The 25232-nt window shown below is 37.3% G+C and carries 24 protein-coding genes; 13 read left to right on the top strand and 11 right to left on the bottom strand.

Features of this window, described 5'->3' with window-relative positions; genetic code table 11:
* Positions 1–96: 96 nt before the first annotated feature.
* From arsS to ABR854_RS02785, 4 genes are all read right to left on the bottom strand, one after another.
* Positions 97–1161 carry an arsenosugar biosynthesis radical SAM (seleno)protein ArsS gene (arsS, locus tag ABR854_RS02770; protein ID WP_350263822.1) on the bottom strand — a complete coding sequence of 355 codons (1065 nt, stop codon included), beginning with the start codon at positions 1159–1161 and terminating at the stop codon, positions 97–99.
* Positions 1162–1255: 94 nt separating this feature from the next.
* On the bottom strand, positions 1256–1591 hold the full coding sequence (locus ABR854_RS02775; RefSeq protein ID WP_350263823.1) for an arsenosugar biosynthesis-associated peroxidase-like protein: 336 nt from the start codon (positions 1589–1591) through the stop codon (positions 1256–1258).
* Between the two features lie 90 nt (positions 1592–1681).
* Positions 1682–2374, bottom strand: a complete 693-nt coding sequence (locus ABR854_RS02780; protein WP_350263824.1) for a DUF2064 domain-containing protein — start codon at positions 2372–2374, stop codon at positions 1682–1684.
* A gap of 151 nt (positions 2375–2525) precedes the next feature.
* On the bottom strand, positions 2526–3326 hold the full coding sequence (locus tag ABR854_RS02785) for a M48 family metalloprotease (RefSeq protein WP_350263825.1): 801 nt from the start codon (positions 3324–3326) through the stop codon (positions 2526–2528).
* 423 nt (positions 3327–3749) lie between these two features.
* On the opposite strand from ABR854_RS02785, the gene ABR854_RS02790 reads away from it, so the two are divergent.
* Positions 3750–4736: a ribonucleotide-diphosphate reductase subunit beta gene (locus ABR854_RS02790; protein WP_350263826.1), complete on the top strand. Its 987-nt coding sequence runs from the start codon at positions 3750–3752 to the stop codon at positions 4734–4736.
* A gap of 150 nt (positions 4737–4886) precedes the next feature.
* Here ABR854_RS02790 and ABR854_RS02795 read toward each other — a convergent pair whose 3' ends face one another.
* Complete coding sequence (locus ABR854_RS02795; protein WP_350263827.1) at positions 4887–5513, bottom strand: Uma2 family endonuclease; 627 nt, start codon at positions 5511–5513, stop codon at positions 4887–4889.
* Between the two features lie 102 nt (positions 5514–5615).
* On the opposite strand from ABR854_RS02795, the gene ABR854_RS02800 reads away from it, so the two are divergent.
* The 3 genes from ABR854_RS02800 to ABR854_RS02810 are packed head-to-tail and all read left to right on the top strand — an operon-like array spanning position 5616 to position 8043.
* On the top strand, positions 5616–6170 hold the full coding sequence (locus ABR854_RS02800; protein ID WP_350263828.1) for an RNA polymerase sigma factor: 555 nt from the start codon (positions 5616–5618) through the stop codon (positions 6168–6170).
* On the top strand, positions 6151–6780 hold the full coding sequence (locus ABR854_RS02805; protein ID WP_350263829.1) for a hypothetical protein: 630 nt from the start codon (positions 6151–6153) through the stop codon (positions 6778–6780). The genes ABR854_RS02800 and ABR854_RS02805 overlap by 20 nt, the downstream gene beginning before the upstream one ends.
* A gap of 57 nt (positions 6781–6837) precedes the next feature.
* Entirely contained in the window at positions 6838–8043 is a 1206-nt protein-coding gene (locus ABR854_RS02810; RefSeq protein WP_350263830.1) for a hypothetical protein, read from the top strand.
* A 9-nt stretch (positions 8044–8052) separates the two neighbouring features.
* On the opposite strand, the gene ABR854_RS02815 is transcribed toward ABR854_RS02810, so the two are convergent.
* Positions 8053–8991, bottom strand: coding sequence for a LysR substrate-binding domain-containing protein (locus ABR854_RS02815; RefSeq protein ID WP_350263831.1), 939 nt, complete (start codon positions 8989–8991; stop codon positions 8053–8055).
* 215 nt (positions 8992–9206) lie between these two features.
* Between ABR854_RS02815 and ABR854_RS02820 the strand changes: the two genes are divergently transcribed.
* The 5 genes from ABR854_RS02820 to ABR854_RS02840 all read left to right on the top strand — a co-directional run bounded on the left by ABR854_RS02820 (position 9207) and on the right by ABR854_RS02840 (position 12934).
* Positions 9207–9734 (top strand): RNA polymerase sigma factor, encoded by a 528-nt coding sequence (locus ABR854_RS02820; RefSeq protein WP_350263832.1) that lies wholly within the window; start codon positions 9207–9209, stop codon positions 9732–9734.
* Positions 9731–10450, top strand: coding sequence for a HEAT repeat domain-containing protein (locus ABR854_RS02825; RefSeq protein WP_350263833.1), 720 nt, complete (start codon positions 9731–9733; stop codon positions 10448–10450). Before ABR854_RS02820 ends, ABR854_RS02825 begins: the two co-directional genes overlap by 4 nt.
* Positions 10451–10472: 22 nt before the next feature.
* Entirely contained in the window at positions 10473–11333 is an 861-nt protein-coding gene (locus ABR854_RS02830; RefSeq protein ID WP_350263834.1) for a DUF4097 family beta strand repeat-containing protein, read from the top strand.
* 57 nt (positions 11334–11390) lie between these two features.
* Positions 11391–12215, top strand: coding sequence for a DUF4097 family beta strand repeat-containing protein (locus ABR854_RS02835; RefSeq protein ID WP_350263835.1), 825 nt, complete (start codon positions 11391–11393; stop codon positions 12213–12215).
* 245 nt (positions 12216–12460) lie between these two features.
* Positions 12461–12934, top strand: coding sequence for a flavin reductase family protein (locus tag ABR854_RS02840; RefSeq protein WP_350263836.1), 474 nt, complete (start codon positions 12461–12463; stop codon positions 12932–12934).
* A gap of 52 nt (positions 12935–12986) precedes the next feature.
* Here the strand turns inward: ABR854_RS02840 and ABR854_RS02845 are convergent, their stop codons facing one another.
* The 3 genes from ABR854_RS02845 to ABR854_RS02855 all read right to left on the bottom strand — a co-directional run bounded on the left by ABR854_RS02845 (position 12987) and on the right by ABR854_RS02855 (position 17976).
* Positions 12987–13856: a hypothetical protein gene (locus ABR854_RS02845; protein WP_350263837.1), complete on the bottom strand. Its 870-nt coding sequence runs from the start codon at positions 13854–13856 to the stop codon at positions 12987–12989.
* Positions 13857–13904: 48 nt separating this feature from the next.
* Positions 13905–17120, bottom strand: a complete 3216-nt coding sequence (locus ABR854_RS02850; RefSeq protein ID WP_350263838.1) for an NPCBM/NEW2 domain-containing protein — start codon at positions 17118–17120, stop codon at positions 13905–13907.
* A gap of 73 nt (positions 17121–17193) precedes the next feature.
* Complete coding sequence (locus ABR854_RS02855) at positions 17194–17976, bottom strand: enoyl-CoA hydratase/isomerase family protein (RefSeq protein WP_350263839.1); 783 nt, start codon at positions 17974–17976, stop codon at positions 17194–17196.
* 190 nt (positions 17977–18166) lie between these two features.
* Between ABR854_RS02855 and ABR854_RS02860 the strand changes: the two genes are divergently transcribed.
* The 4 genes from ABR854_RS02860 to ABR854_RS02875 are packed head-to-tail and all read left to right on the top strand — an operon-like array spanning position 18167 to position 22066.
* Positions 18167–20206, top strand: coding sequence for a KUP/HAK/KT family potassium transporter (locus ABR854_RS02860; RefSeq protein WP_350263840.1), 2040 nt, complete (start codon positions 18167–18169; stop codon positions 20204–20206).
* A 38-nt stretch (positions 20207–20244) separates the two neighbouring features.
* Positions 20245–20745, top strand: coding sequence for a DUF6932 family protein (locus ABR854_RS02865; RefSeq protein ID WP_350263841.1), 501 nt, complete (start codon positions 20245–20247; stop codon positions 20743–20745).
* Positions 20729–20947 carry a hypothetical protein gene (locus tag ABR854_RS02870; RefSeq protein ID WP_350263842.1) on the top strand — a complete coding sequence of 73 codons (219 nt, stop codon included), beginning with the start codon at positions 20729–20731 and terminating at the stop codon, positions 20945–20947. The genes ABR854_RS02865 and ABR854_RS02870 overlap by 17 nt, the downstream gene beginning before the upstream one ends.
* A 54-nt stretch (positions 20948–21001) precedes the next feature.
* The gene (locus ABR854_RS02875; protein WP_350263843.1) at positions 21002–22066 is read left to right on the top strand and encodes an NAD-dependent epimerase/dehydratase family protein; all 1065 of its coding nucleotides are present in this window, start codon (positions 21002–21004) and stop codon (positions 22064–22066) included.
* Positions 22067–22237: 171 nt separating this feature from the next.
* Here ABR854_RS02875 and ABR854_RS02880 read toward each other — a convergent pair whose 3' ends face one another.
* Both ABR854_RS02880 and ABR854_RS02885 read right to left on the bottom strand, forming a co-directional pair.
* The gene (locus ABR854_RS02880; RefSeq protein ID WP_350263844.1) at positions 22238–24595 is read right to left on the bottom strand and encodes a prolyl oligopeptidase family serine peptidase; all 2358 of its coding nucleotides are present in this window, start codon (positions 24593–24595) and stop codon (positions 22238–22240) included.
* 48 nt (positions 24596–24643) lie between these two features.
* Positions 24644–25231 carry a PH domain-containing protein gene (locus ABR854_RS02885; protein ID WP_350263845.1) on the bottom strand — a complete coding sequence of 196 codons (588 nt, stop codon included), beginning with the start codon at positions 25229–25231 and terminating at the stop codon, positions 24644–24646.
* Position 25232 lies beyond the last annotated feature (1 nt).

The following is a 25232-nucleotide window of genomic DNA, read 5'->3' on the forward strand; positions in this document are numbered from 1 at the left end:
TAGATTGATAAAATTTGAGCAAAACAATTCTTAGCCTTCTTAAATGAATGCCATTTGAAGGGTTTTATTAAGAATTATTCGATTTTGGATTACGTTTTAGGCAACTTCGCCTCCGCACGAACTACCCGCTCCTGCCGTGCAGCCATAACAATGCTGATTGACAATAATTGAACGGTTGCTTAGTTCGTCGTAATCAAACTCGCTGATGTGCTTTGCTTTTGCCGCTACTTTTAGTTCGAGCATTTGATTAAAATCACAGTCATAGAGATAGCCATCCCAGCCAATTGAAAGTGTATTTCGGCACATAACATTGCTGGCAGCCACTGGATTATAAGCCGCTACGAGTTTTTCCATATAAGCAGCGTAGTTACCACTTACCAACAAATAATCAAGATAACGACTAATTGGAATATTGGTAATAGCAAAAAGAGAATTGAATTCAATGTTGAATTTTGATTTTAAAACTCGTTTAAATTCTTTTTCCAAACCAGCCTGACCAGCAGGCAAAAATGCACCAGCAGGATTATAAACTAAATTGAGGTTTAGTCCTGTTCCTTCCATTCCGTAACCAACAGCATTGAGCATTTGAAGTGCCTTGATTGAATCTTCAAAAACACCATCGCCACGTTGCGAATCGGTACGAGAAGCACTCGTAGCAGGCAATGAAGAAACCACTTCAATATTATTTTTCTTGAAAAAATCTGGTAAATCGTGATATTTTGGATTGGCCAGAATAATGGTCAGATTACAACGTACAATTATCTTGATGTCGGTATCAACTTTACGGATTTCTTCAATAAACCATCTGAAATTGTTGTTCATTTCGGGAGCTCCGCCAGTCAAATCAAGGGTTGTGAACTTATATTTTGCAATGATGTCAACGCATTGTTGCATGGTTTCACGGGTCATTATTTCCTTGCGGTCAGGGCCTGCGTCAACGTGGCAATGCTTACACACTTGATTACACATTTTCCCTACGTTTATCTGAAAAATTTCGAGTTTGGTAGGTTTCAGTGGAAACAAGTTTATATCCTCTAATTTATCTCGAAACAAAGGTACGTTGCCGCCTAAAAGTTCTTTATCGTTAAGTACTTTTAGTTGGAAAGCTGATTCTCCTAATTGGCTTTTCTGAGCCTTTAAACTCTTGACTGGATTTGACATTTATTTATTCTAATGTTGAATGAGTGAATGAGAGAATGAATGAGTCTGATTTTTTATTCTATCATTCACTCATCCAATCACTCAAAATTATATTTTACATCATTAATTCTTTGGCTTTGTTTATCATCTGTACGCTGTGTACGAGTTTTACGCCCGCTGCCATTGCTGCTGATACGTGTACTGCTTCCATCATCTCATCTTCGGTACAGCCTTTTGCCAATGTATCGGCTGTGTAAGCATCAATACAATACGGGCATTGCATGGTGTGAGCCACTGCCAAGGCAATTAATGATTTTTCACGCTCGGTCAATGCTCCATCTTTGAAAGTTTCGCCGTAATAATCAAAGAATTTCTTGGCTAAATCTTGTCCACCAAATTCTCCGATTTTACCAAACTTTGAGAGGTCATCGGGGTTATAATATGTTTTCATATAGTATGTGTTTTGAAAAGAAAATACAGCGTTATATAGCGGACTTAAAAAGTTCGTTTATAACTAAATTTAAATAATAAATGAGTGTTTTCAGACGAATGGTGGGGCTCGTAGAGATAATGAGCGAATTGAGCGATTTTCTACAAAAAAGCAGTAAAAACTCTGAATCCTTGCAGTAATTTGCTCAATGAGGCGAATTAAAAAGGCAATAAAATACCTCGATATTGTGTAGGTTTGTAGTTCTTGGAAAGTATGAATATCTGATAAAGTTTCGAGCAGTAATACAACTTTGTTAGCGTATTGCCCTATAAAACTTTCCAGCATTTTTTCACTCTGCCAAGCAAGGTTTTCGAAAACTTCCGCTTTAAAACCTTTGCTGGAAATACCAATTAAATAAGCTCCTCCACGATTATCAGGACCAACAACTGTATCAACCGTTTGAAGTTTTTCTACCGCTGCTAAAATTCGATTTTCATTGAGTGCGGGGCAGTCATTACCAATACAAATTACCTTTTCAAATCCCCGCTCAAAAACTACTTGAATAGCTGCCGAAAGTTGTTTCCCAAAACTATTGTTGTTTGGCTTGGTTAATTGATTTGAATAAAAAACTCGTAGATTTTCGGCTTTAGAAGCAGCTGCCGTAGCCTTACGCTCGACGAAATGATTCAACTTGTCAAATACCAATCGGTTGACTCCTTGATTCTTCGAGGGAGTCAGCATTTTACGAGTAGCTTCTTTCGATGCTTCTTGCGTAAAAATCAATATGGCAGTAGATGTTGACAAGGTTTTTCTAATCTTTTCTTATAGTCATTTAAACTACATACGTGAATAATTGTTCGTTGGATTTCAGATATGTTCCAAAAAGTTACCGCAAGGATACAAAACATTCATTTATGTATCTTGCGGTATCAGAGTTTTGAAGTTTCAACAAGTTTTATTTACTATATTTAGCTATATGTTCTTTGATTTTGGCAATACGATTTTCAGGGCTTGGATGCGAACTCATGAATTCGTCACGTTGCTGACCTCCACTGGCTTCGGCCAGAATCTCCATGACTTCAATCATGGCGTTGGGGTTATAACCTGCTTTAATCAAATATTTTACGCCAAATTCATCCGATTGAAGTTCATCATTACGGCCAAATTTCATTTGTTGAATTTGGGCTACGTACTGAGCGATTTGTCCACCACCCATACCTGTTCCATCAGAAGTTGCGGTAGCGACTGCTCCAACCAAACCATTATAAAAATCAGATTTAGCCATTTGTTGTGCCGAATGGCGGTGAATCACGTGGCCAATTTCGTGACCCAATACACCTGCCAACTGATCTTCTGACTTTAATCTTTTCAGAAGTCCAACCGTAATAAACATTTGTCCGCCAGGTAGTGCAAAAGCATTAACGGTTTGGTCATCGGCCAGTACATGAAAATCGAATTGATAAGGTACTGTTGCTCCTTTACTTTTTACTTCATCTACAACTTGTTTGACGAGTTTATAACCAACCGACTTGATTTGTTGTTGTACTTCATTATCATTATATAGTCCGCCATATTCTTGAGCCATTTGTGAGGCCGACTGCAAACCCATTGCCACTTCTTGCTCGGGTGTAAGGTCAATATGTTGTTTTTCGCCAGTTATAGGGTTTACTTGATTTTTACTATAATAGCTTATCAAGGCCACAATTGCCATGACTATGCCTATGATAAATCTGAATTTTAAACCAGATGATTGCATGATTGATTGAATTTATGTGTTGCTTGATATTTTTCGGTTTAGACTACGCTTTGATTGTAAAGAAACAGTTTTCTGAGTAATAATTTTACAATATTTCCGTAGAAAGACAAAAGTTTACAATTATAGTATTTTTAATCGAAAAGTACTTAGAAGAGAGAGATTTCTCTTGAAGTCAATTTCATATGTTTGTAAATTAAATTCTTCAAATCATGACAAAAATATGAACTTTTTTTTCAAAAAAAATACTTAATTGACTATCAAGTCTTTAGAAAAAAAGTTGAAATTATCGAAAACATTCATTGCTAACAAACAATTATGTAAGTATATTTGGGTTATGATTCTGCTCTTATGCAGTCCCAAATTTGAAAATGTAAATACTTGGCGGAGTACCGCCTACCAATAAACTCCAAAAACTACAAACCAATGACCGACGCTGAACTATTACAAGTTGAACCCCTTCTTATTGAAGACAAAACTCGTTTTGTTCTTTTCCCCATCAAACATAACGATATTTGGGAATTTTATAAAAAACACGAAGCCTCTTTCTGGACTGCCGAAGAGATAGACCTCTCGCCAGATTTGCAAGATTGGGCAAAACTAAATGATGGCGAACGTCATTTTATTTCGCACGTATTGGCGTTCTTTGCTGCCTCTGATGGTATCGTGAATGAAAATTTGGCGGTAAACTTCATTTCTCGTATTCAGTTTGCCGAGGCAAAATGTTTCTACGGTTTCCAGATTATGATGGAAAACATTCACTCAGAAACTTACTCGTTGTTGATTGATACGTATATCAAAGATGCCGTTGAACGTGATAAAATGCTCAATGCCATTGACCACATTCCGTGCGTGAAGAAAAAAGCCGATTGGGCTTTGAAATGGATTGACAACGGTAATTTTATTGACCGCTTACTGGCATTTGCGGTGGTTGAAGGTATTTTCTTCTCAGGCTCGTTCTGCTCAATATTTTGGATGAAAAAACGTGGTTTGATGCCAGGTTTGACTTTCTCGAACGAGCTAATTTCTCGTGATGAAGGCTTGCACCGTGATTTTGCTTGTTTGCTTTACACGAAATACATTATAAATAAATATCCAGCCGAAAAAGTATATAATTTGGTGCGTGATGCCGTTGAAATTGAGAAAGAATTCGTAACCGATGCCTTGCCAGTTTCGTTGATTGGTATGAATGCCGAATTGATGTGCCAATACATCGAGTTCGTAGCCGACCACTTGCTCGAATCTCTTGGTTTGGCAAAAACTTACAACGCAACCAATCCATTCGACTTTATGGATATGATTTCGCTACAAGGAAAAACCAATTTCTTCGAGAAACGTGTGGGTGAATACCAAAAAGCAGGTGTGATGTCGCAAAAGACAGACATGGCGTTTTCGATGGATGAAGATTTCTGATTTCTCCTACATACCGAACGAACTTCCCAGTTCGTTCGACAAATACAAAAAGGGCTGCAAATCAAACTTGCAGCCCTTTTTTGTGGAGCGAATCTTCTGATTCGCATATATATTTTTTACTACTAACGAACTGGGAAGTTCGTTTCACGATTATTTCTCAAATTTCACTTTCTTATAAATTTCCTTCACCGCAATATCTTTGCCGTCAATTTGCATTACATCGGTTTCATTATAAAAGTCTTGATTGAGCCAAATATTTGGGTTTTCTGAACGTAAATAACTCATAACTCCAACTTTTTTCTGATTAATGAAAATGATTTGTTGCAGACTTCCCAAATGTTTGTATTCGTGTAGTTTGTCCGATAAGTCAAAAGTTTCGGTTGCTTTCGATAAAACTTCAATAACGATATATGGGTTTGTAATAATTGCCGTAGAGTTTGCTTTAAAAATAGGCTCTCCTTTCACTACCAGTACATCGGGCATATAGTAACCACCTTCAAACTTCGGAATCTGAACGCCTGAGTTACTACCCAAAACATAATGTTCGTCACTGTCTGAAAATAGATTTTTTAACATCCAAATCATATTTCCAATAATAGTTTCGTGCCAAAAAGATGCTAATCCCATAGTAATTATTTCGCTGTTGTGGTACTCTACTTTGAACGGTAATTTACTTGCTAAATCTAAGTAATCTGCCTCCGATGCAGGAATACAAACAATCTCTTTGGTTTTCAATTCCTCCAGAATAGTTTCTTTGATGCTCTTTGCGGCTACCATAATCGTTGTTTTTTTATCAAATATATAAAAAATTCATACCACAGACAACCCCTCGGCGTTTTTCTGCATATATACTTTTGAAAGCAATCCAACCAAGATTTCATGCTCGAAGCTCAACTAATCACAGAACTGAAAAAGCAAAATCCTTTCGTACAGAAGCGTGTCTATGATACGTTTGTGAAGCGGATGTTTCGGTTGTGCGTGCGTTATGTACGAGTAGAGGAAGATGCCCAAGAATTGCTGATGAATGGCTTTTTGAAATTCTTTCGGTCGATAGAAAAGATTGAGTATCGAGGCGAAAATTCGGTAGAACCGTATCTCAAGAAAATAATGGTTAATGAGTGCTTGATGGCAATTCGGCAAAAGCAATTCAGCACAATTTCGATAGATGAAATTGTTGATAATGAGCCGATTAAAGATTTTTCTACCTACGAAAATATTGACGAAGAAGAAATTTATGCCTTGATTTTGAAGCTACCTGATGGTTACCGAACGGTTTTCAATCTTTTTGCGATAGAAGGATTTAGTCACCCCGAAATTGCCGAAAAACTCAAAATCAGCGAAAACACTTCAAAAACGCAATTGCACAAAGCTCGACAGATTTTACAGGCTGAATTACAAAAACGAGGATACGATTATGGAGCAAAATATAGATGATTTTTTCAAGCGAAAAATCGAAAATATACAAGATACCTTGCCCGAAACTTCCACTTTCGATGAAGCGGCACTTTGGGGAAATATTCAGCAAGATTTACATCAACCAAAACGCTCAATTTGGTATTGGCTTGTACCTGTGGCGGCCTGTTTGGTCGCGGCTGTGAGTTGGTGGGTTTTACCCCTTGATAGAAAGGGTTTAGTTTCCTCTCCCGTTGCGATTATACATGAAAAAAAGGTAGAAAAACCAATGGTCATAAAAGAAACGATCAAATTAAAAAAGGATAAAAAAATACCCATTTTAAAGAAAAAGAAAGCAGCAATTTCAGAAAGGTTAGATTTTCAAATAGCGAGTATTTCGGTAAAAAATAGCGATTTTTCTAATAAAAACATCAATAATTTACCTGATTCGCTCAATTTTCAATCAAAGATTGTTTTTGAGAAAAAGCCTAAAGTAAATCTCAAAACTGTTCATATCAACGAAATTTCAAAACAGGGAGATATGCCTTTTCAGCAGCCAAGATTTAAAGTGCAATTTGCAGGAAAATTGTTTGAGAAGAACGAAAATAACTCAAAAGAAACCATACAAACACCTTCTATCAGAATACAATGATTAGTCGATAGTCCATTGACGACAGACGACAGTTGTTAAATCTTAAAACAAATACTTATGAAAAAACTATGTGTAATTTCGATGCTCGTTTTGAGCATTGTGGGTAATGCTTTTTGCCAAAAAACGAAAGCAAAATATGATACCATGACGGTTTTGGAGGGCATCCGACCTCCAATTATGGTCAATGATTTTGCTCGAAAATCGGATATTTATTTCAATGAGGAAGTAAAGAAAAATCTCAATAATTTGGTCATTGATTTTGGCGATAAGAATCGCTTATTGATTGATTATCAAGGAATTAGTAAGTTTAACCTAAAGCACAATGTAGATTCTTTATTACGTAATTTCTGGCAAGATTATTCGCTGATTCGTGATACTTTGAAACAAAATACGGTAAAGAAAATAACGTATTATGCTAAAAATAAAAATGTCAATCGAAAATCGGTGATTGATATTCAGTATTTTCCACAAAAAGAAGCTTTTCAGTTCGGAAAAGAAGTTGAACTCGTGCGTCTGCAACAAGATACTTTAGTGTTGATTAATTTTGATGATAAAGCCACGGCTGAACTGGTAAAAACTGCCAATCGGATTTTCAAAACTTACCAAAGCCAAAGTTTTTTGTTCAATCTCAATACCATTGATGACGTAGAAGACATTCTCGATAATAACATCAATCAAGCAATAATCGAAGCATCAGAAAGAGTTGAAAATGAGCGAAAAACCGTAAAACCGTGGAAAATACTTGGCGTAGTAAACGATTTAGCAAGCCAACGAATCAGAAGTAAAGTGAAAGGAAATGCGTTGTTTGATTTTATTAATTTTCATGCCGATTTGGGAATTGGAATGATTAAAGGGCAAGCTCAAGGCTCAACCACTCTCGCTTTTGACATCGCATCAAGTAGTTATCACAAAAAAGGAATTGCTTTGGGTATTCAAACTTCTTTTATGTTTATAGAAAAGACCGAAAGAACAAATAATTCTCTACTTTCATTAATTGTTCCTACATATTTTACAGGGATTACCTTTTACCAAAGAAAAAACAGCCAAACTCAATTTAAAGGAGGCGTATTTTTAGGATATAGTAGGTTCAGAGACCCCAAGAGTAATGCACCAACTGCCAATGTCAAAATTTTCGGGTGGTATCAATTAACTCCATTAATTAGAATTCAGCCTGAAATCGGATTATTTACCTATGATGTTATTGATAGAAAAATAAAGCCCGCCAGCAGCACTATTGGACTTCGGTTATCTTTTGGTTTTTAGAATCGGAACTCATATCTCCACCACAAACTGCTTACCGCTTTGTTGCGGAATAAAAGCCTCAACGCCTGCTTTTATTTCATCGGCAAGTACTTCGAGTAGCTTTGTTTTTACAAAATGGCGGTACGTAACCAAACTTATTTCACGCACAGGTACGGGAGCTTTAAATTCTCGTATCTGCTTTTTTTGTTTTTCGCTGAAATTAATCACCGCCAATTCTGGCACTACCGTGATTCCATTATTCATTTCTACGATTTTTAGTAGTGATTCTATACTTCCAGCTTCGTATTCGAGATTTCCGAAATCGGTATTTTTCTTACGTAATTCACACAAATTCATCATTTGCGAGCGAAGACAATGCCCTTCTTCCAACAACCAAAGGCGATTCACATCAATTTCTTCGGGCAAAATAAACTTTTTCTTGAGCGTAGTTTCTTTATCTGATACAAAAACCACGAGTTTTTCGTAGAAAAGAGGATATTCTTTCAAGCCCTCAACATTGATAGGCGTTGCCAAAATCCCGACATCAAGATGGTCTTTTTCGAGTTGTTCCACAATCTGGTCGGTGTTCAGTTCGCTAACTTTTACTTTTAGTTGTGGATTGTTTTTTAGCAGATTATACAAAAACAGCGGCAACAAATACGGTGCAAGTGTCGGAATAATTCCGATTCTGATTTGTCCTTTTACTTCGGCTTTCGTATCATTGGCGAGTTGTTTTAAGTGGGAAGTTTCTTTCAGAATAACCTTTGCTTGTGTGATAATTCCTTTACCTGTTTCAGTCGGAACAACGGGCTGTTTGCTTCTATCAAAAAGAATCACCTCCAATTCTTCTTCAAGTTTTTTTATCATCATACTCAGTGTTGCTTGCGTAACGCAACATTCGTCGGCCGCTCGCTGAAAATGACGGTGTTTATCAACCGCTACTATATATTCTAATTGTTGGATGTTCATTTCAAGCTTATTAGATTTTATCTATACAAAGATAAGAAACATAAGTTTTACTTAATAGGTTAATCTTTGAGCTTTATAAATGACTTAAAAATCAACTTCAAGAAAAAAAACTTTATTTTTACTGTAACCTTTCCTTTTTCACTCAGTTTCCACATTCAAATAACCAAAACTAAAAACTTTTTCAGCGTTTGGAAGCTCTGACCGACAATCATTTAATGCTCAAAGTAAAAGCGGGCGATTTAGACAAGATGGGATTGCTCTTTGAGCGTTATCATCGAGCATTGTTTGCTTTTCTTTATCATTCAACGGGGCAAGCGGCACACAGCGAAGATTTGGTTCAGACGGTTTTTTATCGAATGTTAAAATATCGCCACACCTTTACCGAAGTCGGCGAATACCGCACTTGGATGTATCATTTGGCAAGAAATGTGTTGATTGATGCCGCCAAGAAAAACCAACGGATGGTCTATCAGGCAGATGTAACGGCCATGAGCGAAAAAATAATTTCAGAGCCAGCAGCCGATATTCAGCTCGAAAAAAAACAAGAGTCCGAAAACCTCCATGCTGCTTTGGCAAAGTTGAGTCCTGAGTATCGAGAAGTATTAGTTTTGAGTCGTTTTCAAGAATTATCATACCAAGAAATTGCCGATATTCTCGGCACATCCGAAGGAAACATCAAGGTTCGAGTACACCGAGCCATGAAAGAATTAAAGAGTATTTATTTAAGTGATAGAGCGATATGAACGAAGAATTTGATGAAATAGAAAAGCAACTTTGGGAACAACTCGGCAAATTACCAACACCCGACCCAAGCCAAGCCATGAAACCTCGTTTTCATGCCATGCTTGATACTTACAAAGCCGAAGTCGAAGAGAAAAAAGCAAGTAGTTTGGGTCTGTTTTTTGCTAAAATAAAAGAAGTTTTCGTTTACAAACCTTCTTACAACTGGGCCTATGCAATGGTACTGATTCTGATGAGCGGAGCAATTGGATATTTTGCAGGAAAGCCTACTAATCAGGCAGTTGCCGACCAAAACGATGTAAAGCAGTTATCGTCTGAAGTGCAAGAAATGAAAGAAATGATGATGCTTTCAATGCTCGAAAACCCGACTGCCACCGAACGCCTTAAAGCCGTAAGTTATACACAAGAACTCAACAAAGTTGATGATAAAGTGATTGATGCTTTGCTCACAACCCTCAACTCCGACCCTAACGAGAACGTACGACTCGTTACGCTCGAAGCCTTAGTACAGCTTGGAAATTACCCAAAAGTGCGTGAAGGGTTGGTGCAGTCGCTCATGAAACAAGAATCGCCGTTGGTGCAAGTGGCCTTGGCCGACGCCATGGTGAAATTACAAGAAAAACGCTCCGTGAAAGAGTTTAAGCAATTACTTCAAAAAGAAAACCTCAACAAAGCCGTAAAAGGCAAAATTGAAAAAACGATTCAAGTACTTTCGTAGAACACAAAACAAACACAAAATTATGAAAAAACTAATTATTCCGATTTTGTCGGGAGTGGTATTGTCATGCACAAACGCTCCCGCACAAGACCTAAAATTTACCGAAACCATTAAAAAAGAGTTTGTGGTTTCACCCAGCAGCGTGTTGGCCGTTTATAACATTGATGGCTTTATAAAAGTCGAAGGTTATGATGGAAACAAGGTTTTAATTGAAGTCGAGAAAACTATTTCGGGCAAAAGCAACGAAATTGTAGAAGAAGGAAAACAAGAGTTTAAACTCGAATTTGAACAAAAAGCCGATAGTCTGATTGCTTACATTATCGAACCATTCGACTCTCGACCGAACCGAAATCGAGATAGATGGAATAAAAACGAATACCGCAAAATTCAGTATCGGTATAACCTAAATTATACGATAAAAGTACCCAAAAGTATGAATTTGGTGGTTTCAACAATAAATAACGGAGATATTTCAGTAGTTGATGTATCAGGCTTTATGAAAGTAAATAACATTAATGGCAAAATAACGGTAAAAAATGCCCATAAGGCCAATGAAATACGCACCATCAATGGCGATGTAAACATCAATTATACAACTGTGCCGCCAGATAATGCCCAGTATTATACACTCAACGGAAATTTAAACATTGTGTATCCAACAAATTTTTCGGCCGATTGTGAGTTTAAAACTTTTCAAGGAGATTTTTACACCGATTTTGAGGACGTAGAAAAACTACCCGCTCGTGTCACGAAAACCATCAGCGAAACCGACAAAGGCACCACCCACAAGCTTAGTAAAGGAAGCATTATAAGAATTGGTTCGGGTGGAAAAAACTTAAAATTCGAGACTTTCAACGGAAATATTTATATCAAAAAATCGTAAAGCAATTTTCTGAATTGCTCTGTTTAAAACAAAAGTTACATTAAAAAATCTAAAAAAATGAAATCGCAAAAGACAATATTCGTAGCATTGGTGCTTATTTTATTAGCATCGTTTTATGCCCAAAGTCAAGACCGTGAACAGCTCACCGTTCCAGTATCAGACCCCACAAAAGAGATAAAACTTAACGCCAATCTCATTTCTGGCTCAATCAAAGTCATCGGCTACGATGGAAAAGATATTATCATTGATGCTATTGCACCAGTTTCGGAGAAAAAGCAAAACCGTGAACGTGCCGACGGCATGAAGAAAATCTCGACCAACGATGGTTTTGAGATAGTGGCCCGTGAACAAAACAACACGGTTAATGTAAGCACCGACCGAGTGAATATGAAAGTAAACCTCAGCATAAAAGTGCCGCACAAAGCTTCGCTTAAACTAAAAACCATCAACGATGGTGATATTTATGTAGAAAATGTGAATGGAAACCACGAAATTTCAAACATCAATGGCGAAATCAAGATGAAAAATGTGGCTGGTTCGGTAGTGGCCAATACCATCAACGAAGACATCATCATCAACTTTACGAGTATCACACCTAATACTCCGATGGCCTTCACGACTCTCAACGGTAATGTTGATGTAACGTTTCCTGCCACTGTAAAAGCCAACGTAAAACTAAAATCGGACATGGGCGAAGTACTGACCGACTTTGATATTGATGTAGATAAAACAGCCGCCAAAATCAAACAAACTGCCGATAAAGAAAAAGGGCTGTATAAAATCCAAAAAGACGAATGGACTTACGGTAAAATCAACGGTGGTGGCCCAGAAATCATGATGAAAACCATGCACGGCGATGTGCTGATTCGTAAGATAAAGTAACAAAAAACACCCAGTCGAAATTCGGCTGGGTGCATACGTTTCAGTTTAGGGTAGGTATCAAAAATCTTTTTTGGGCTTAGGGCTGAACAATTTCGCTGTAATATTAAATTTTTTATTGAATAAATACAAATTTAAAGAAATGTAATTTATAAAACTACCTACATTTTCATTTAGATACTCTTTATTTTACGAGTAACAATTGGCCAGTAAAACCGTTATTATATTGAAAATATACTCGTTGTACAATGCCAAAGTCTTTACTAAAATATAAAAACTACGATGTCCACGCCATTACAACCGTGCATGAACGAAACCACAATGCCAATATTGCAACGTGGGTTATCCAAACGGCGATGGGTGGAAAAACAGTCTGTGTGGCTCTTTATAAAATTGATTACACTATCGAACTTGTGAGAGCATCTAAGGTACTAAATATCAATCTATTACACACAGGACAAACAAACCTGATTACTAAACTTGGGCGACGTAGCGGAAAAGATAGTGATAAATTTAAAAACTTAAAGCATGATTTTGATTCAAGAGGCTGCCCGTTTCTGACCGAAGCGATTGGGTATATTCAATGTAAAGTTTTACATTCAACTGATGCAGGCGACCACGAGCTTTTTGTTTGTGAAGTACTCAAACAAGTAGTTTTAAACCCCGAAAAAGAAGTAATGACAAATAATTTTCTTCGAGAAAATGGTTTAGTACGTGGATAAAAAAAGTGCCATTCGAGGAACCTCAAATGGCACTTTTTGATAATAAAAACTCTTATTTACAGTCATACAAGTAAGTAGCACTTCCTTCGTATCTATCAGTACCATCAACTTGAATATAAGTCTTCTTTGATGGAAGATTATCTTTGGTATATTCGTACTTATAAGTAGTAGTTGCAATTTCTGTACTAAAAGCTCCTAAGGTTTTATCTGACAACACATTGTTTGTATTCATAAAGTATGTTAGATTTTCACCAAAAAATGCTCCAAAAATTACTAACGGAATTTCTGTTTTCTTTAACCCAGCATTAGCAAAAGCATTTGATTTATCATCAAACGTTACGTTTTCCACCAATGTTGCTTTTTTACCGTCGGCACTTATTATTATTTTCTTTATGTTATCTTTTGCATCATATTCCAGCAAAAAATCTACATTTCCGTCCTCAGTAACCGCTTCAACCTTTGCGATCTGCCCATTCGAACTTGTAGTGATTTTATATTCAGTGATAAATATATTATATGGAGTATCTTTGGCCGTGTACTTTATCGTAGTGATGTTACCTTTTGAATCATAGCTATAACTATAGGTCTCGGTAGCAGCCCCATCTCTGATTATTTGTTTACTGACTCTCCCACTACCATCATACTCATAACTTGTAATAGCACCATCGTTATCCATTCTTTCAAGGATATTTTTGGTATTGTACGTGAGCTTAGTTGTATATTTTTCTCCGTCTTCCACTTCTACGACCTCCTTAAGATAGCACTTAGGCGTTGTAGTACCTGTATTTGAACCAGCTGAAGGGTTAGTGGTTGTACTCCCCGTATTATTACTTGCTCCAGTGATAAGATTTTCTTCTTCACAAGAGTTAAGCGAAAATAACAGGGCAGTTGAGATAATCAACAGTAGTAAAGGTTTCTTCATTTGTGTATTGGAGTTTTAGTTTTGTTATACAAAATTACAAAAAAACTATCAATTATCACATCCTTGTATTTTTGCAATAAAAACACTTCCCGCAACAATACTAAAACCTGGCAAAAACTCTACACTTTTTGCTGCTTGATAAATAACTTTTGATGAACCTGATACAACGTTTGTTGCTGTAATTGTATTTGCGGCCTTTAGTGTAAGATTGGCATCGTTATAATTTTCGCTTGTCGCCAAGTTTATTATTGATGCACACGGCGTATAAACCAAAACTATTGATTTACTTACAGCTCGATTATTAGCTTGGTCTTTGGCTTGAACGGTTATGGTGTAAGTTCCCTCTCTCAAAACTGGCAATAAATAGCTTAGGTTAGTTGTACTATCAATTATTTGCCCATCGACAACTATTTCATATTTAAGATTTGGGTCGATGGTATCCGTCAAAGCTCCCCACGATAGTTGGTAATTATTTGGAACAGGAGCTATAGCCACTAAATCGGCTGGTGTAGTTGGAAGAGTAATATAACTGTTAGTTTTTAACAATTGTAGTTTGGCATCAGCCCAATCTCCATGGTCGCAGTAGTTATTATCTCCTGCTTTATCAGTAACTAATTTTAGTTGACTTGTATTGCTTATATCAATATCTACGTCAATAGTGGCCGATGATGGATACATAATCGGACTGGTATATGCTAAACTATCATCTTTAAAAATCTTAAATATTACACTTCCACAATTTCCATCGGGAACTTCGTCATCAATACCAATCTTGGCCGTAAATTTATTATATTCGTTGGGTGTTAGGTTATAAATAATTTCAGCATCTGCGTGAGTTCCCAAACCTTTAGTAAAGGAAATACCATTGAGCGTAAGATTACTGCCATCTCCAATTGCCCCTTCTCCATTACTTTTATCAATCTCAACTGGTCCAAAACCATTTGTTGCAGAAACAGATAAAAGGTCTGAAAGATATGCCTGTACATGATTACCAGAACCCACTTTGGCAATAAAATTAAGTTTTGAACTTAAAGTAGTATTTCCTGATAAATCAATTGCTTTTATATAACACTGAAAAGGCTGATTAATAATACTTATTTGTGAAATATATTGATAAACAAGCGTTTGGGAGCTTAATACCCCTTTTGACACCCCATTTACGAATACTTCATACGAACCAACACCAACGTTATCAGACACACTATTCCATGACAAATAAAAACCATTGGCATTGAGATTATAAAGTTTTACCAGCGGTTCGTCAGGAGGAGTTGTATCTTGTTCACCACAACTTGGATAAATACCCTTTGTAAAAGTGGTAGAGAGGCCATAAGAATCTGTGACTCGCAATGTAATTCTGTAAAAATACAAATGTCCGTCACACGGAACTACTTCAAGATTCACCTGCGAAGTCTGTCTTGTTACATCTAATGCAGGGTGTGAATGTTCGTCATGATGTAGTCGTACTGTCCAACGATAAGTGAGTTGACTACTGACTTCTTCACTATCAGTAGTTTCGGCTGATAAGTAAATAATATCAGCCCCATTGTTATTGAAAATGTTAATATTGTCAATACTTGTAGAGGTAATTACGGGTGGTGTATTATTAAGCGAAATAATGGTCGAAGTAGTATCACTTAAACCTCCTTCATCAGTAACTGTTAGCTTTACCAAAAAGGCCTGCGGAGCTGATGAACCATTATCGAATGTGTGCGAAGGGTTTATACCGCTTCCAGTCTGCCCATCACCGAAATCCCAAGAATAAGTAAGAGAACTTGTATTTTCGTAATCGCTTGATGTTGACGCATCAAAAGTAATATTTAGGGGCGAAATTCCATTTTTAGTACTCGTTAAAAATCGTGCAGTAGGAGCTATATTTGTTCCGACAGCATAAGAAATTTTACGAACTTCAACGGGGTCACCTTCATTAAAACCCAATTTTATGTAGTAAATCGACTCGTCAACGGGGTTATAAGCCAACGAGACTGCTCCTAAAGCCGAGTTATGCAAATCTCGAAAAGAAGTCGGATTTTGAGAAGTATCAAATGAAAAACTCTTAATCCAACCAGGTGCGAAATCGGCAAATATATACGAATTCCTGTATTCTTCAGGAAAGGTTGTTCCGGTGTACCAAACTCCACCAATTGCACATGTTCCAGTGAAATTATTCCCAGGAAACTCCTCCGACCCTACTGTATGAGCTACTTCATGAATGATAACTCTGGCAGAGAGATCTTCTTGCCAACCATCGTGTATCCATTCAACAGTTGGTTTTTGATAGCTTGAAGGTATATAGGCTGGGTTAGTCCAAACAGTAGTTTTATCATTACCTTCGTAGATGGGCCAACCAAAATTTCGACCACTTGTTGTGATAATGTTTAGTTCTTCTCTATGGCTCCAACCTACATCGCCTACATAAACTGCACCAGGAAAGCCTGAATTGGGTCTAACAGAAAGTCTAAATGGATTTCGGAAACCCAATGCCCATACCCGTGAGCGAGCCGAACGAGGATCATTTGAATCAAAATATGGATTATCGGCAAAGCCATCGCCGTTAAGAGCATTGATTCTTATTACTTTTCCATTAAGCGAATTTATCATCTGACAACGATAAACCCTATCTTCCACACTTTCGGCTTCTGAAATAATTCCATCTGCCAATGCTTCACCATTATAATCTATTCCGAGCCCACCATCGCCAGTTCCGATCAATAACGAACCATCATTGCCAAAAGCCATACCTCCACCTGCATGATTAGTTCCTGTAATAGGCACACCTGTCGATTTTGTTTCTCCTAAAAGCACCAGTCTTGAACCATAATCAACCGTAGTTGGCGTTTGGGGAGTAGGTGTAGTATATCTTGTTACACGGGCAATAGTTGCCCCTTCAAGAGTTATTCCAGGGCTATAACTTTCAGTGCCATAGTTCAATAAATAATGTCTATCAACTATGTAGTATAGATAAACATGTCCATTATTGAGAAAATTAGGGTCTAATACAAAACCTAAAATGCCATAATCACCGTAATTTGCTACTTCCTCTGATATATCAAGAAATAAGGTTTTTACATTATTTTCAACGACATATACTTTTCCATCTTTTTCCCAGACATACATTTTCCCATTTGTATCAAATGTAAGCCCTGTCGGGTTTTGCCAATTATCCGAATGGACTTGGTCAACAAAACCATTTGGTAATTGAGCTTTAGTGATAAAAGTTATAAATGTGAATAAAGTAGTAATCAAACGTTTGGTTGTACTCATAAATACTAAATTCTTGTAAGCTTCGATTAGATAGCTATATGACGAAGGTTTAAAAAGATAAGTTGCTTTTAGCTCATTTTCCTTTAAATAAGGGCTTACGTTTTTGCAAAAAAGCCATTACTCCTTCAGCAAAATCATGTGTTTTGCCCAAACTATCTTGATTCTCTGCTTCTTGTTCCAGTATTTCCTCGACAGTGCTACTAAATGATTGACTCAAAACCCTTTTCATCAATCCGATTGACTTGGTGGGGGCAGTTTTATAATATTCTTTTAGTTCATTTACAGCTTCGTCAAGAACCTCATAAGGCACTATTTTTGTTACTAAACCTAAACTCAGTGCCTCTTCCATGTAAACTTTTCGCCCGGTGCTACATAATTCAAATGCTTTTTGCATCCCCACAATTCTCGGCAAAAAATACATCGAACCAGCATCAGGCATTAGGCCGATTCCTACAAAAAGTTCGCTCATATATGCATCTTTATTGGCAATAATCAAATCACAAGCCAAAGCCAACGACATTCCCGCTCCTGCGGCTATACCATTCATGCGGCAAATAACTGGCTTTTCGGCATTTCTGATTGCCCGAACCATTGGGTTGTAATTTTTGCGAAGCGAATCGCCCAGTGAAGTGAGGCCACTATCCATTCCAGCTTTCAAATCTGCACCCGAACAAAAGGCTTTATCACCCACTCCCGTAATGACGATCACACGTACCGAAGTGTCGGCGGAAGAAACTTCAACTGCTTGCGTTATTTCGTTGATGAGGGCCGTACTAAGAGCATTATACACTTGTGGACGGTTGAGTGTGATGGTAGAAACACCATCAGAGATTTCTAAGATTATGTTTTCGTACATAGTTGACTATCAATTATTTGGTTTTGTTGTAAATTGTAATTTTTGAAGTAATGCATGAAATGGCATTAAATAACTTTGCAAAGTTGGGAATGAAAGTGGCTTCACAAAACATTTTTATTTAAAATTTCTTTGAATTGCTCACGAAACTCTATATTTGCAAACTTTTTTTTACAAATAATCAATAATTGAAGTGAGTCAAATTGACAATGAGCATAGTAATAGCCATCACCATCTCGATAAAGTATCTGCTGCTGGACTACTAATTGCTCTCGGAATAGTTTTTGGGGATATTGGAACATCTCCACTCTATGTTTTAAAAGCAATTGCTGGAAATGAAATTATTAGTGAAGAAATTATTTTTGGAGCACTGTCATGTGTGTTTTGGACGCTAACTCTCCAAACTACTGCTAAATACGTAATCTTAATTTTAAGAGCAGATAATAGAGGCGAAGGGGGGATTTTTGCATTATATACTCTCGTAAGAAGACACGCCCGTTGGCTCACGATTCCTGCTATTATTGGAGGAAGTACAATGATTGCCGACAGTATTATTACTCCTCCTATTTCGGTTTCATCTGCAGTTGAAGGTCTTCTTATTTTATACCCAAATATTCAAGTAGTACCGATTGTTATTGCCATCATTTCTGGTTTATTTTTCGTACAAATCTTAGGCACAAATGCAGTAGGAAAAGCCTTTGGACCTATTATGACCGTTTGGTTTGTGATGCTCGGTACTTTCGGAGCAATACAGGTTTTTCAAGATTTTTCGGTCTTCAAGGCTCTCAATCCTTACTATGCTTACCGACTATTGACGCACCATCCAGGCGGATTCTTTTTATTAGGGTCGGTTTTTTTGTGTACTACTGGTGCTGAGGCTCTTTACTCTGATATGGGTCACGTTGGGCGTGGCAATATTCGTATCAGTTGGATTTTGGTTAAGGTTTGTTTGTTGCTCAATTATTTTGGGCAGGGGGTTTATGTAATGAATCTTAGTGGGCAGAAACTCGGCAGTCGTAGCCCGTTTTATGATATTATGCCCGAATGGTTTCTACCCATCGGCATTGTCATTGCAGCAATGGCCACTATCATTGCCAGCCAAGCCATGCTTACTGGGGTTTTTACGCTCGTTTCGGAAGCTATTCGTTTAAATTTTTGGCCGAAAATTAAAATCAATTTTCCTTCTGACCAAAAAGGACAAATTTATATTCCGAGTGTAAATATCATGCTCTATATCGGCTGTATTGGTGTTATTACTTATTTCAGTCGAGTAGCTGATGAAATGACGATTAAAGAAGGACATAAGGTATTAGTTTCGACCGCAATGGAGGCCGCTTACGGCTTGGCTATTGTCCTGACAATGCTCATGAACACTTTTTTGTTTAGCTATTACCTCTATGCAAAAAAATCAAGATTTGCATGGGTAGTTATTTATTTTTGTATTTTCTTTTTCATAGAATGTTGCTTCTTGATTGCTAACCTCCAAAAATTCATGCATGGTGGTTGGGTTTCGATGCTGATTGCCCTCGCAATGATTGGCGTCATGTATATTTGGTTGAGTGCCTCAAAAATCAAAGCAAGGTTGACCGAATATGAGAAACTAAGCAAATATACAGACTCATTGAAAGAATTAAGTTCCGACATTACCGTACCAAAATACGCCACTCACTTAGTATTTTTGAGTAATGCAGGGCGTGCTTCAGAAATTGAAAATAAGATTATCTACTCTATTTTTCAGAAACGACCCAAACGTGCCGATGTATATTGGTTTGTACATATCGATACCGTTGATGACCCTTATACAATGGAGTATAAAGTCATGACCGTAGCTGATGATGATGTTTATAAAGTAAATTTCCGTTTGGGTTTCCGAGTGCCAAACAAGATAAATCTTTATTTCAGAAGAGTTTTGGAAGATATGGTGAAAAATGGTGAAGTTGATATTCGTAGTCGTTATGAATCATTGAACCGCCATAATGTGATCGGAGATTTTAGATTTGTAGTTCTCGAAAAATTCTTGTCTTATGATAATCAACTTTCCTTCTACGAAAATCTTATCATGAAAGCCTACTTCTTTATCAAAGGTTTTACGCCTTCTGAAGATAAATGGTTTGGACTTGATAGTAGTGCAGTAAAAGTTGAAAAAGTGCCATTAGTAATTCGTCCAACCGAAAACATCAATCTAAAACGTATTCCGTGGACTGTGAACGGAAATTCTAATGGTGGGCATTGATTGAAGATTAAATTTAGTTAATCATAGAAAATTGTCCAATGAAAATACAATTTGATGAACGAAATAATCTTTCTCAAACCGAGGATAAAATAGTTAACTTGGAATTTTTGAAACAAAATTTCGATAATCAATTTCAAGAAAGCCAAACAAGGGAATTAATTTATGAAGGCTTAGTGAAGTTTTTAACTAACTTTTATAACTTTACTAAAACTTCTTTTGAAATTTGGATAGATGGCAGTTTTATTACAAAAAAAGTCAACCCCAATGATATTGATATTGTTTTGATTATAGATGCTCATATTCTAAAACAGAAAGGAGCGGAAATTGAGAATTTATTCAAGTCAAAGGAAGCAAAATTAAGTTATAAAGTTGATGCTTATACCATTGCTGAATATGATATTGATAGTCCACAATATCCACTTTTTCAAATAGAAAAAGCTTATTGGGCAAACTGGTTTGGCTACACTCGAAGAAATCGCCAAGGAAAACGTTTTCTAAAAGGTTTCATAAAACTAACTTTCAATGGATATGAATATTAATGATGATAAATTAGCTCGAATAACTGACCTTTTAGAGCAAATTCAAGAAACTGAGTCGATTATTCTATCTCATAAAAAACTCAATGGAATTCAAACTCAGATAGACCAATACGAAACTATTTGCGAAAATTTAGTGAATGAACTTTCTGAACTAATGAATGAATTTCACTTCAAAATACAGTATCAAAAAGAGGCTGCATAGTCTTATCAACCAATAAAATTTAAGAATTTTTCCCTTCAGGAAAATCAATCGTTTATGAAAATACTTATCACAGGCGGAGCAGGGTTTGTGGGTTCGGCCTTAGCTCTTTCGTTGAAAGCAAATTATCCATCTTACGAAATTTATTGTCTCGATAATCTTCGTCGTAAAGGTTCAGAATTAAACGTATCTCGCCTCGGAAAAGCAGGAATCACATTCGTACACGGAGATATTCGTAGCAAAGAAGATTTTGATGCTCTTCCGATTGTTGACACTGTAATTGAGGCTTCGGCCGAGCCTTCGGTTTTGGCAGGCATCAATGGTGGAACGCCCGATTATTTGATTAATACCAACCTTTTCGGAACGGTTAATTGCTTAAATTATGCCGTAAAATGCAACGCAAAGTTCATTTTCCTTTCTACGAGCCGAGTTTATCCAATCAAAACCATCGAAACCTTAGATTTTGAAGAAAAAGAAACTCGTTTTGTATTGACTGATAATCAACCAGTTAAAGGCGTTTCTGCCAAAGGTATTGCCGAAGATTTTCCTTTGGATGGTGTTCGTTCACTTTATGGAACAACCAAACTGGCTTCTGAATTAATCATTCAAGAATATAACGAATTTTATAAATTACCGACCGTTATCAACCGTTGTGGCGTGCTTACTGGCCCGTGGCAAATGGGTAAAGTTGACCAAGGCGTAATGGTGCTTTGGATTGCCAAACACTTCTTTGAGCAGCAACTTGCCTACATCGGTTATGGTGGCGAAGGAAAACAAACCCGTGATATTCTGCACGTGGCTGACCTTTATCGCTTGATTGATTGGCAATTACACAATTTTGATAAAGTAAACGGCGAAATTCTAAATGCAGGTGGTGGTGTTGATGTAAGTGTTTCATTGCAGGAATTGACCGAAATTTGCCAAAGAGTAACAGGCAAAACGATTCCGATTAATAAAATCAAAGAAAATCGCCCTGCGGATATTCGTTTGTACGTAACCGATAACTCAAAAGTAACTTCCCTAACGGGTTGGAAACCAGAAATTGGTGTAGAAGAAATCGTGAAAGATATTACGCAATGGTTATCAGATAATCGTGCCGATTTAGAGCCGATTTTGAAATAAAGAAAGTTTCCGTGGCACGCTATGCGTGTCACGGATAGTAGTTTCGACTCCTCTCAACCACCAAAAAAACAAACGTGGCACACCTTGTTATCAGCGATAAACAGGTGTGCCACATTTTTATGTCTTCGACTCCGCTCAGGCAGCATTGCATCGCCCGAGCGGAGTCGAGGGCTACTTCAACTTCTCCTCAAATAACTTCAAAATACGCTTATATTCATCCATCCAAGAAGTTGGCTCTACAAAACCGTGGTCTTCCATCGGATAGCTGGCCATTTCCCAGTTTTCTTTCTTGAGTTCAATAAGGCGTTGCACCAAACGATACGAATCTTGAATATGCACATTCACATCAACCATACCGTGGCAAATCAATAAATGCCCTTTCAAACCCGCTGCGTGGTAAATTGGCGAACTTTTACGATAAGCCAAACTATCGGTTTGTGGTTCGTTCAAAATATTAGCAGTATAACCATGATTATAAGCTGCCCAGTCGGTCACAGGGCGAAGTGCCGCACCTGCCGCAAAAACATCAGGCGTCGTAAACATGGCCATTAAAGTAATAAAACCACCATAAGAGCCACCATAAACACCTATTTTCTTAGGGTCAATGCCATATTTTGAAACCAACAATTTTGCTCCATCAACGTTATCTTCCAAATCTTTTCCGCCCATAAAGCGATAGATTCCTGTACGGTGGTCACGACCGTAGCCCGCACTCGCACGATAGTCAATATCCAAAACTGTATAACCTTTATCAACCAATAAATTATGAAACATATACTCTCTCGAATATTGGCTCCACCACTTATGAGCATTTTGTAAATAGCCTGCTCCGTGGACAAATACAACCGCTTTTTTGTTCTTTAATTTAGCTGTTGGCTCATAAATTCGGGCAAAAACCTCTACGCCATCACGAGCTGTAAACGAAATTACTTTGGCATCTTTCCAAGCATACGCCTTAAATTCATCAGTTAACGAATTTGTCAATTGCTCAGCTTTTGCATTGGGTTTATTTTCTTGCAAAAACAATTCCCATGGCTTATTAATGTATGAATAACGAATCGCCAAAGTTGATTCATCGGGCGAAAGCATTACATCATTTGCCCCAACCATATTTGTCAATTTTACTCTTTCGCCACCTTCAACCGACATTTTGTAGAAATGTTGTTCGCCTGGGTGCACTTCGTTGGTAGTCAAATAAAACGATTTTTTATCTCTTGAAAGTTGAGCTTGCTGTACCTCAAATTTGCCTTTCGTAAGTTGCTTTTTTTCGCCTGTTACTAAATTTATGGTGTAAAGATGCGAGTAACCGTCGGCTTCTGACTGAAAATACAGCGTTTGGGAATCGACCCAACCTAAACCTCCGCCACCGAAATTAAAGCCAATTCCTGGGCCAGCAACCCATGCTTCGTCGTGTTGGCGGTCGAGTAATTTTAGTTTGCCAGTAGCAGGGTCGAGTTGCATAATCCAACGGTCTTTATTATCAACCGAACGAATATTTACAACCGCATACGCACCACTTGGCGACCAAATCGGCCCTAAAACGATTACTTTGCGAGCCATTGGTTTCTTCTTAGTTGTATCTTTCTTGGCATAATCCTTCAAGAATTCTGGTTGGTCCATAATTCCTGGGATGTCTTTCGTAATTACCTGATAAACAGTATCCTTTTTTATATCGTAAACAAAATTCTCATACGTTGCCAAAGGTGAACCAACCTTTGTACGAGCGGCAATATCTTCCGTAAAACCCGACTCGGTTACATAACTTGGCACAATCGTGGTTTTGGCGTTTTTGGGTTGCACCGAAAGTCTATAAGTAATGTATCGTAAATCGGGGCTAATTTGTGGTTGTTCTAACGCTTTATCTTCTGTGTAAATTTCTTTTGGACGTTTGGCTTGGTCGAGTTTAGCCAATTTATCGGCTTCATCTTTCTTTTCTTTGCGTTCTTTCAGAACCTCAAACATGGCCAATTGGTCGGCTTTTAGCCATTTTTCTTCCTCATTGGCAGGTTTTGCTTCGGCTCTTTTGCTTCCTGTCAAGAAATTAGATAACTGCGTAACCGAACCATCTTCTAAGCTCATGCTAAATAAATTATTGCTTCTTCCGAAAATAATCTTGGTTTCGTCTCCACTAAAATACGGATTCGATTCACGCTCAATGGTGTTGGTTAATTGCTTGATTTTTAAGGTTTTTGTATAAAGTAAATAGAGTTCGCCTTGCTTTTCATAAACCTTCATTGAGCGGCTTGGACTGTAAGTACCCGACTGAGTAGGTAAAGCTCGACGTTCTTTGGGAGTAACTTTCACGGGTGTTCGGTCAGGTAAAACAAATTTATAGAGCGAATCACCTTTGTTTTTATCGGGATTCCACGAAAAGTAAAGCGTTTTGCCATCTTCTGACCAAAAAATATTACTTGGTGAGGTGCCAATCCACTTTGATTGGTCTTGCATGATTTTTTCGACCGTAAGGGCTTGGCCAAAAGCGATTTGAACAATAAATTGAATAACAATCAGTAGAGATAATTTTCTCATTTTTGATGAATTAGGGTTGATGAATGCCTTAGAAAGCAGTAAATATAATCAACCAATTCCAAAAATTCTTTGATTAATGAGGTGTTTTTCTACACTTACAAAGAAATCGGGTAAAAGAGCATAACAAGGCAAGAGTGGCGTAAGAAAAACGGGTGGGCGTCCGTCTTTAAAAATTAATTTTATATATCCTTGGGTGAATTTATTCGTAGAAATGTGATGTTCCAAAACTTGAATATCATCAAAAGAAAACGACGTAGAATACTCACCAACAATAGTAATTTCCTTACTGATTGGATCGAAAACATAATCTTTCTGGCGATTTTGCTGCCAATATTGATACTTGATTCGGAAATGTAAAAAAGGTACAAGCAAAGAAGCAATAGCTATGAAAATGACCAAAAGTTGAGCAATTGAGTCATTTTTAACACTGAAACTAATCAAAAAAATGGCAATCGCCATGAAAACCAAAGACAACATAAGAATGTCAGTCAATGAAAAAAACTTAGCACGATAAGTTTGAGGAGTTTTCAGTATAGAACCTTCACCATTCCAATCAAGCGAACGTCGATGTAGTGAAAAAATGCTTGTAAAGAGATACAGAAACAAAATTCCAAACAATAAAAGAACGGCAAGCATT

This window comes from Emticicia sp. W12TSBA100-4 (assembly GCF_040253585.1).
GTDB lineage: Bacteria > Bacteroidota > Bacteroidia > Cytophagales > Spirosomataceae > Emticicia.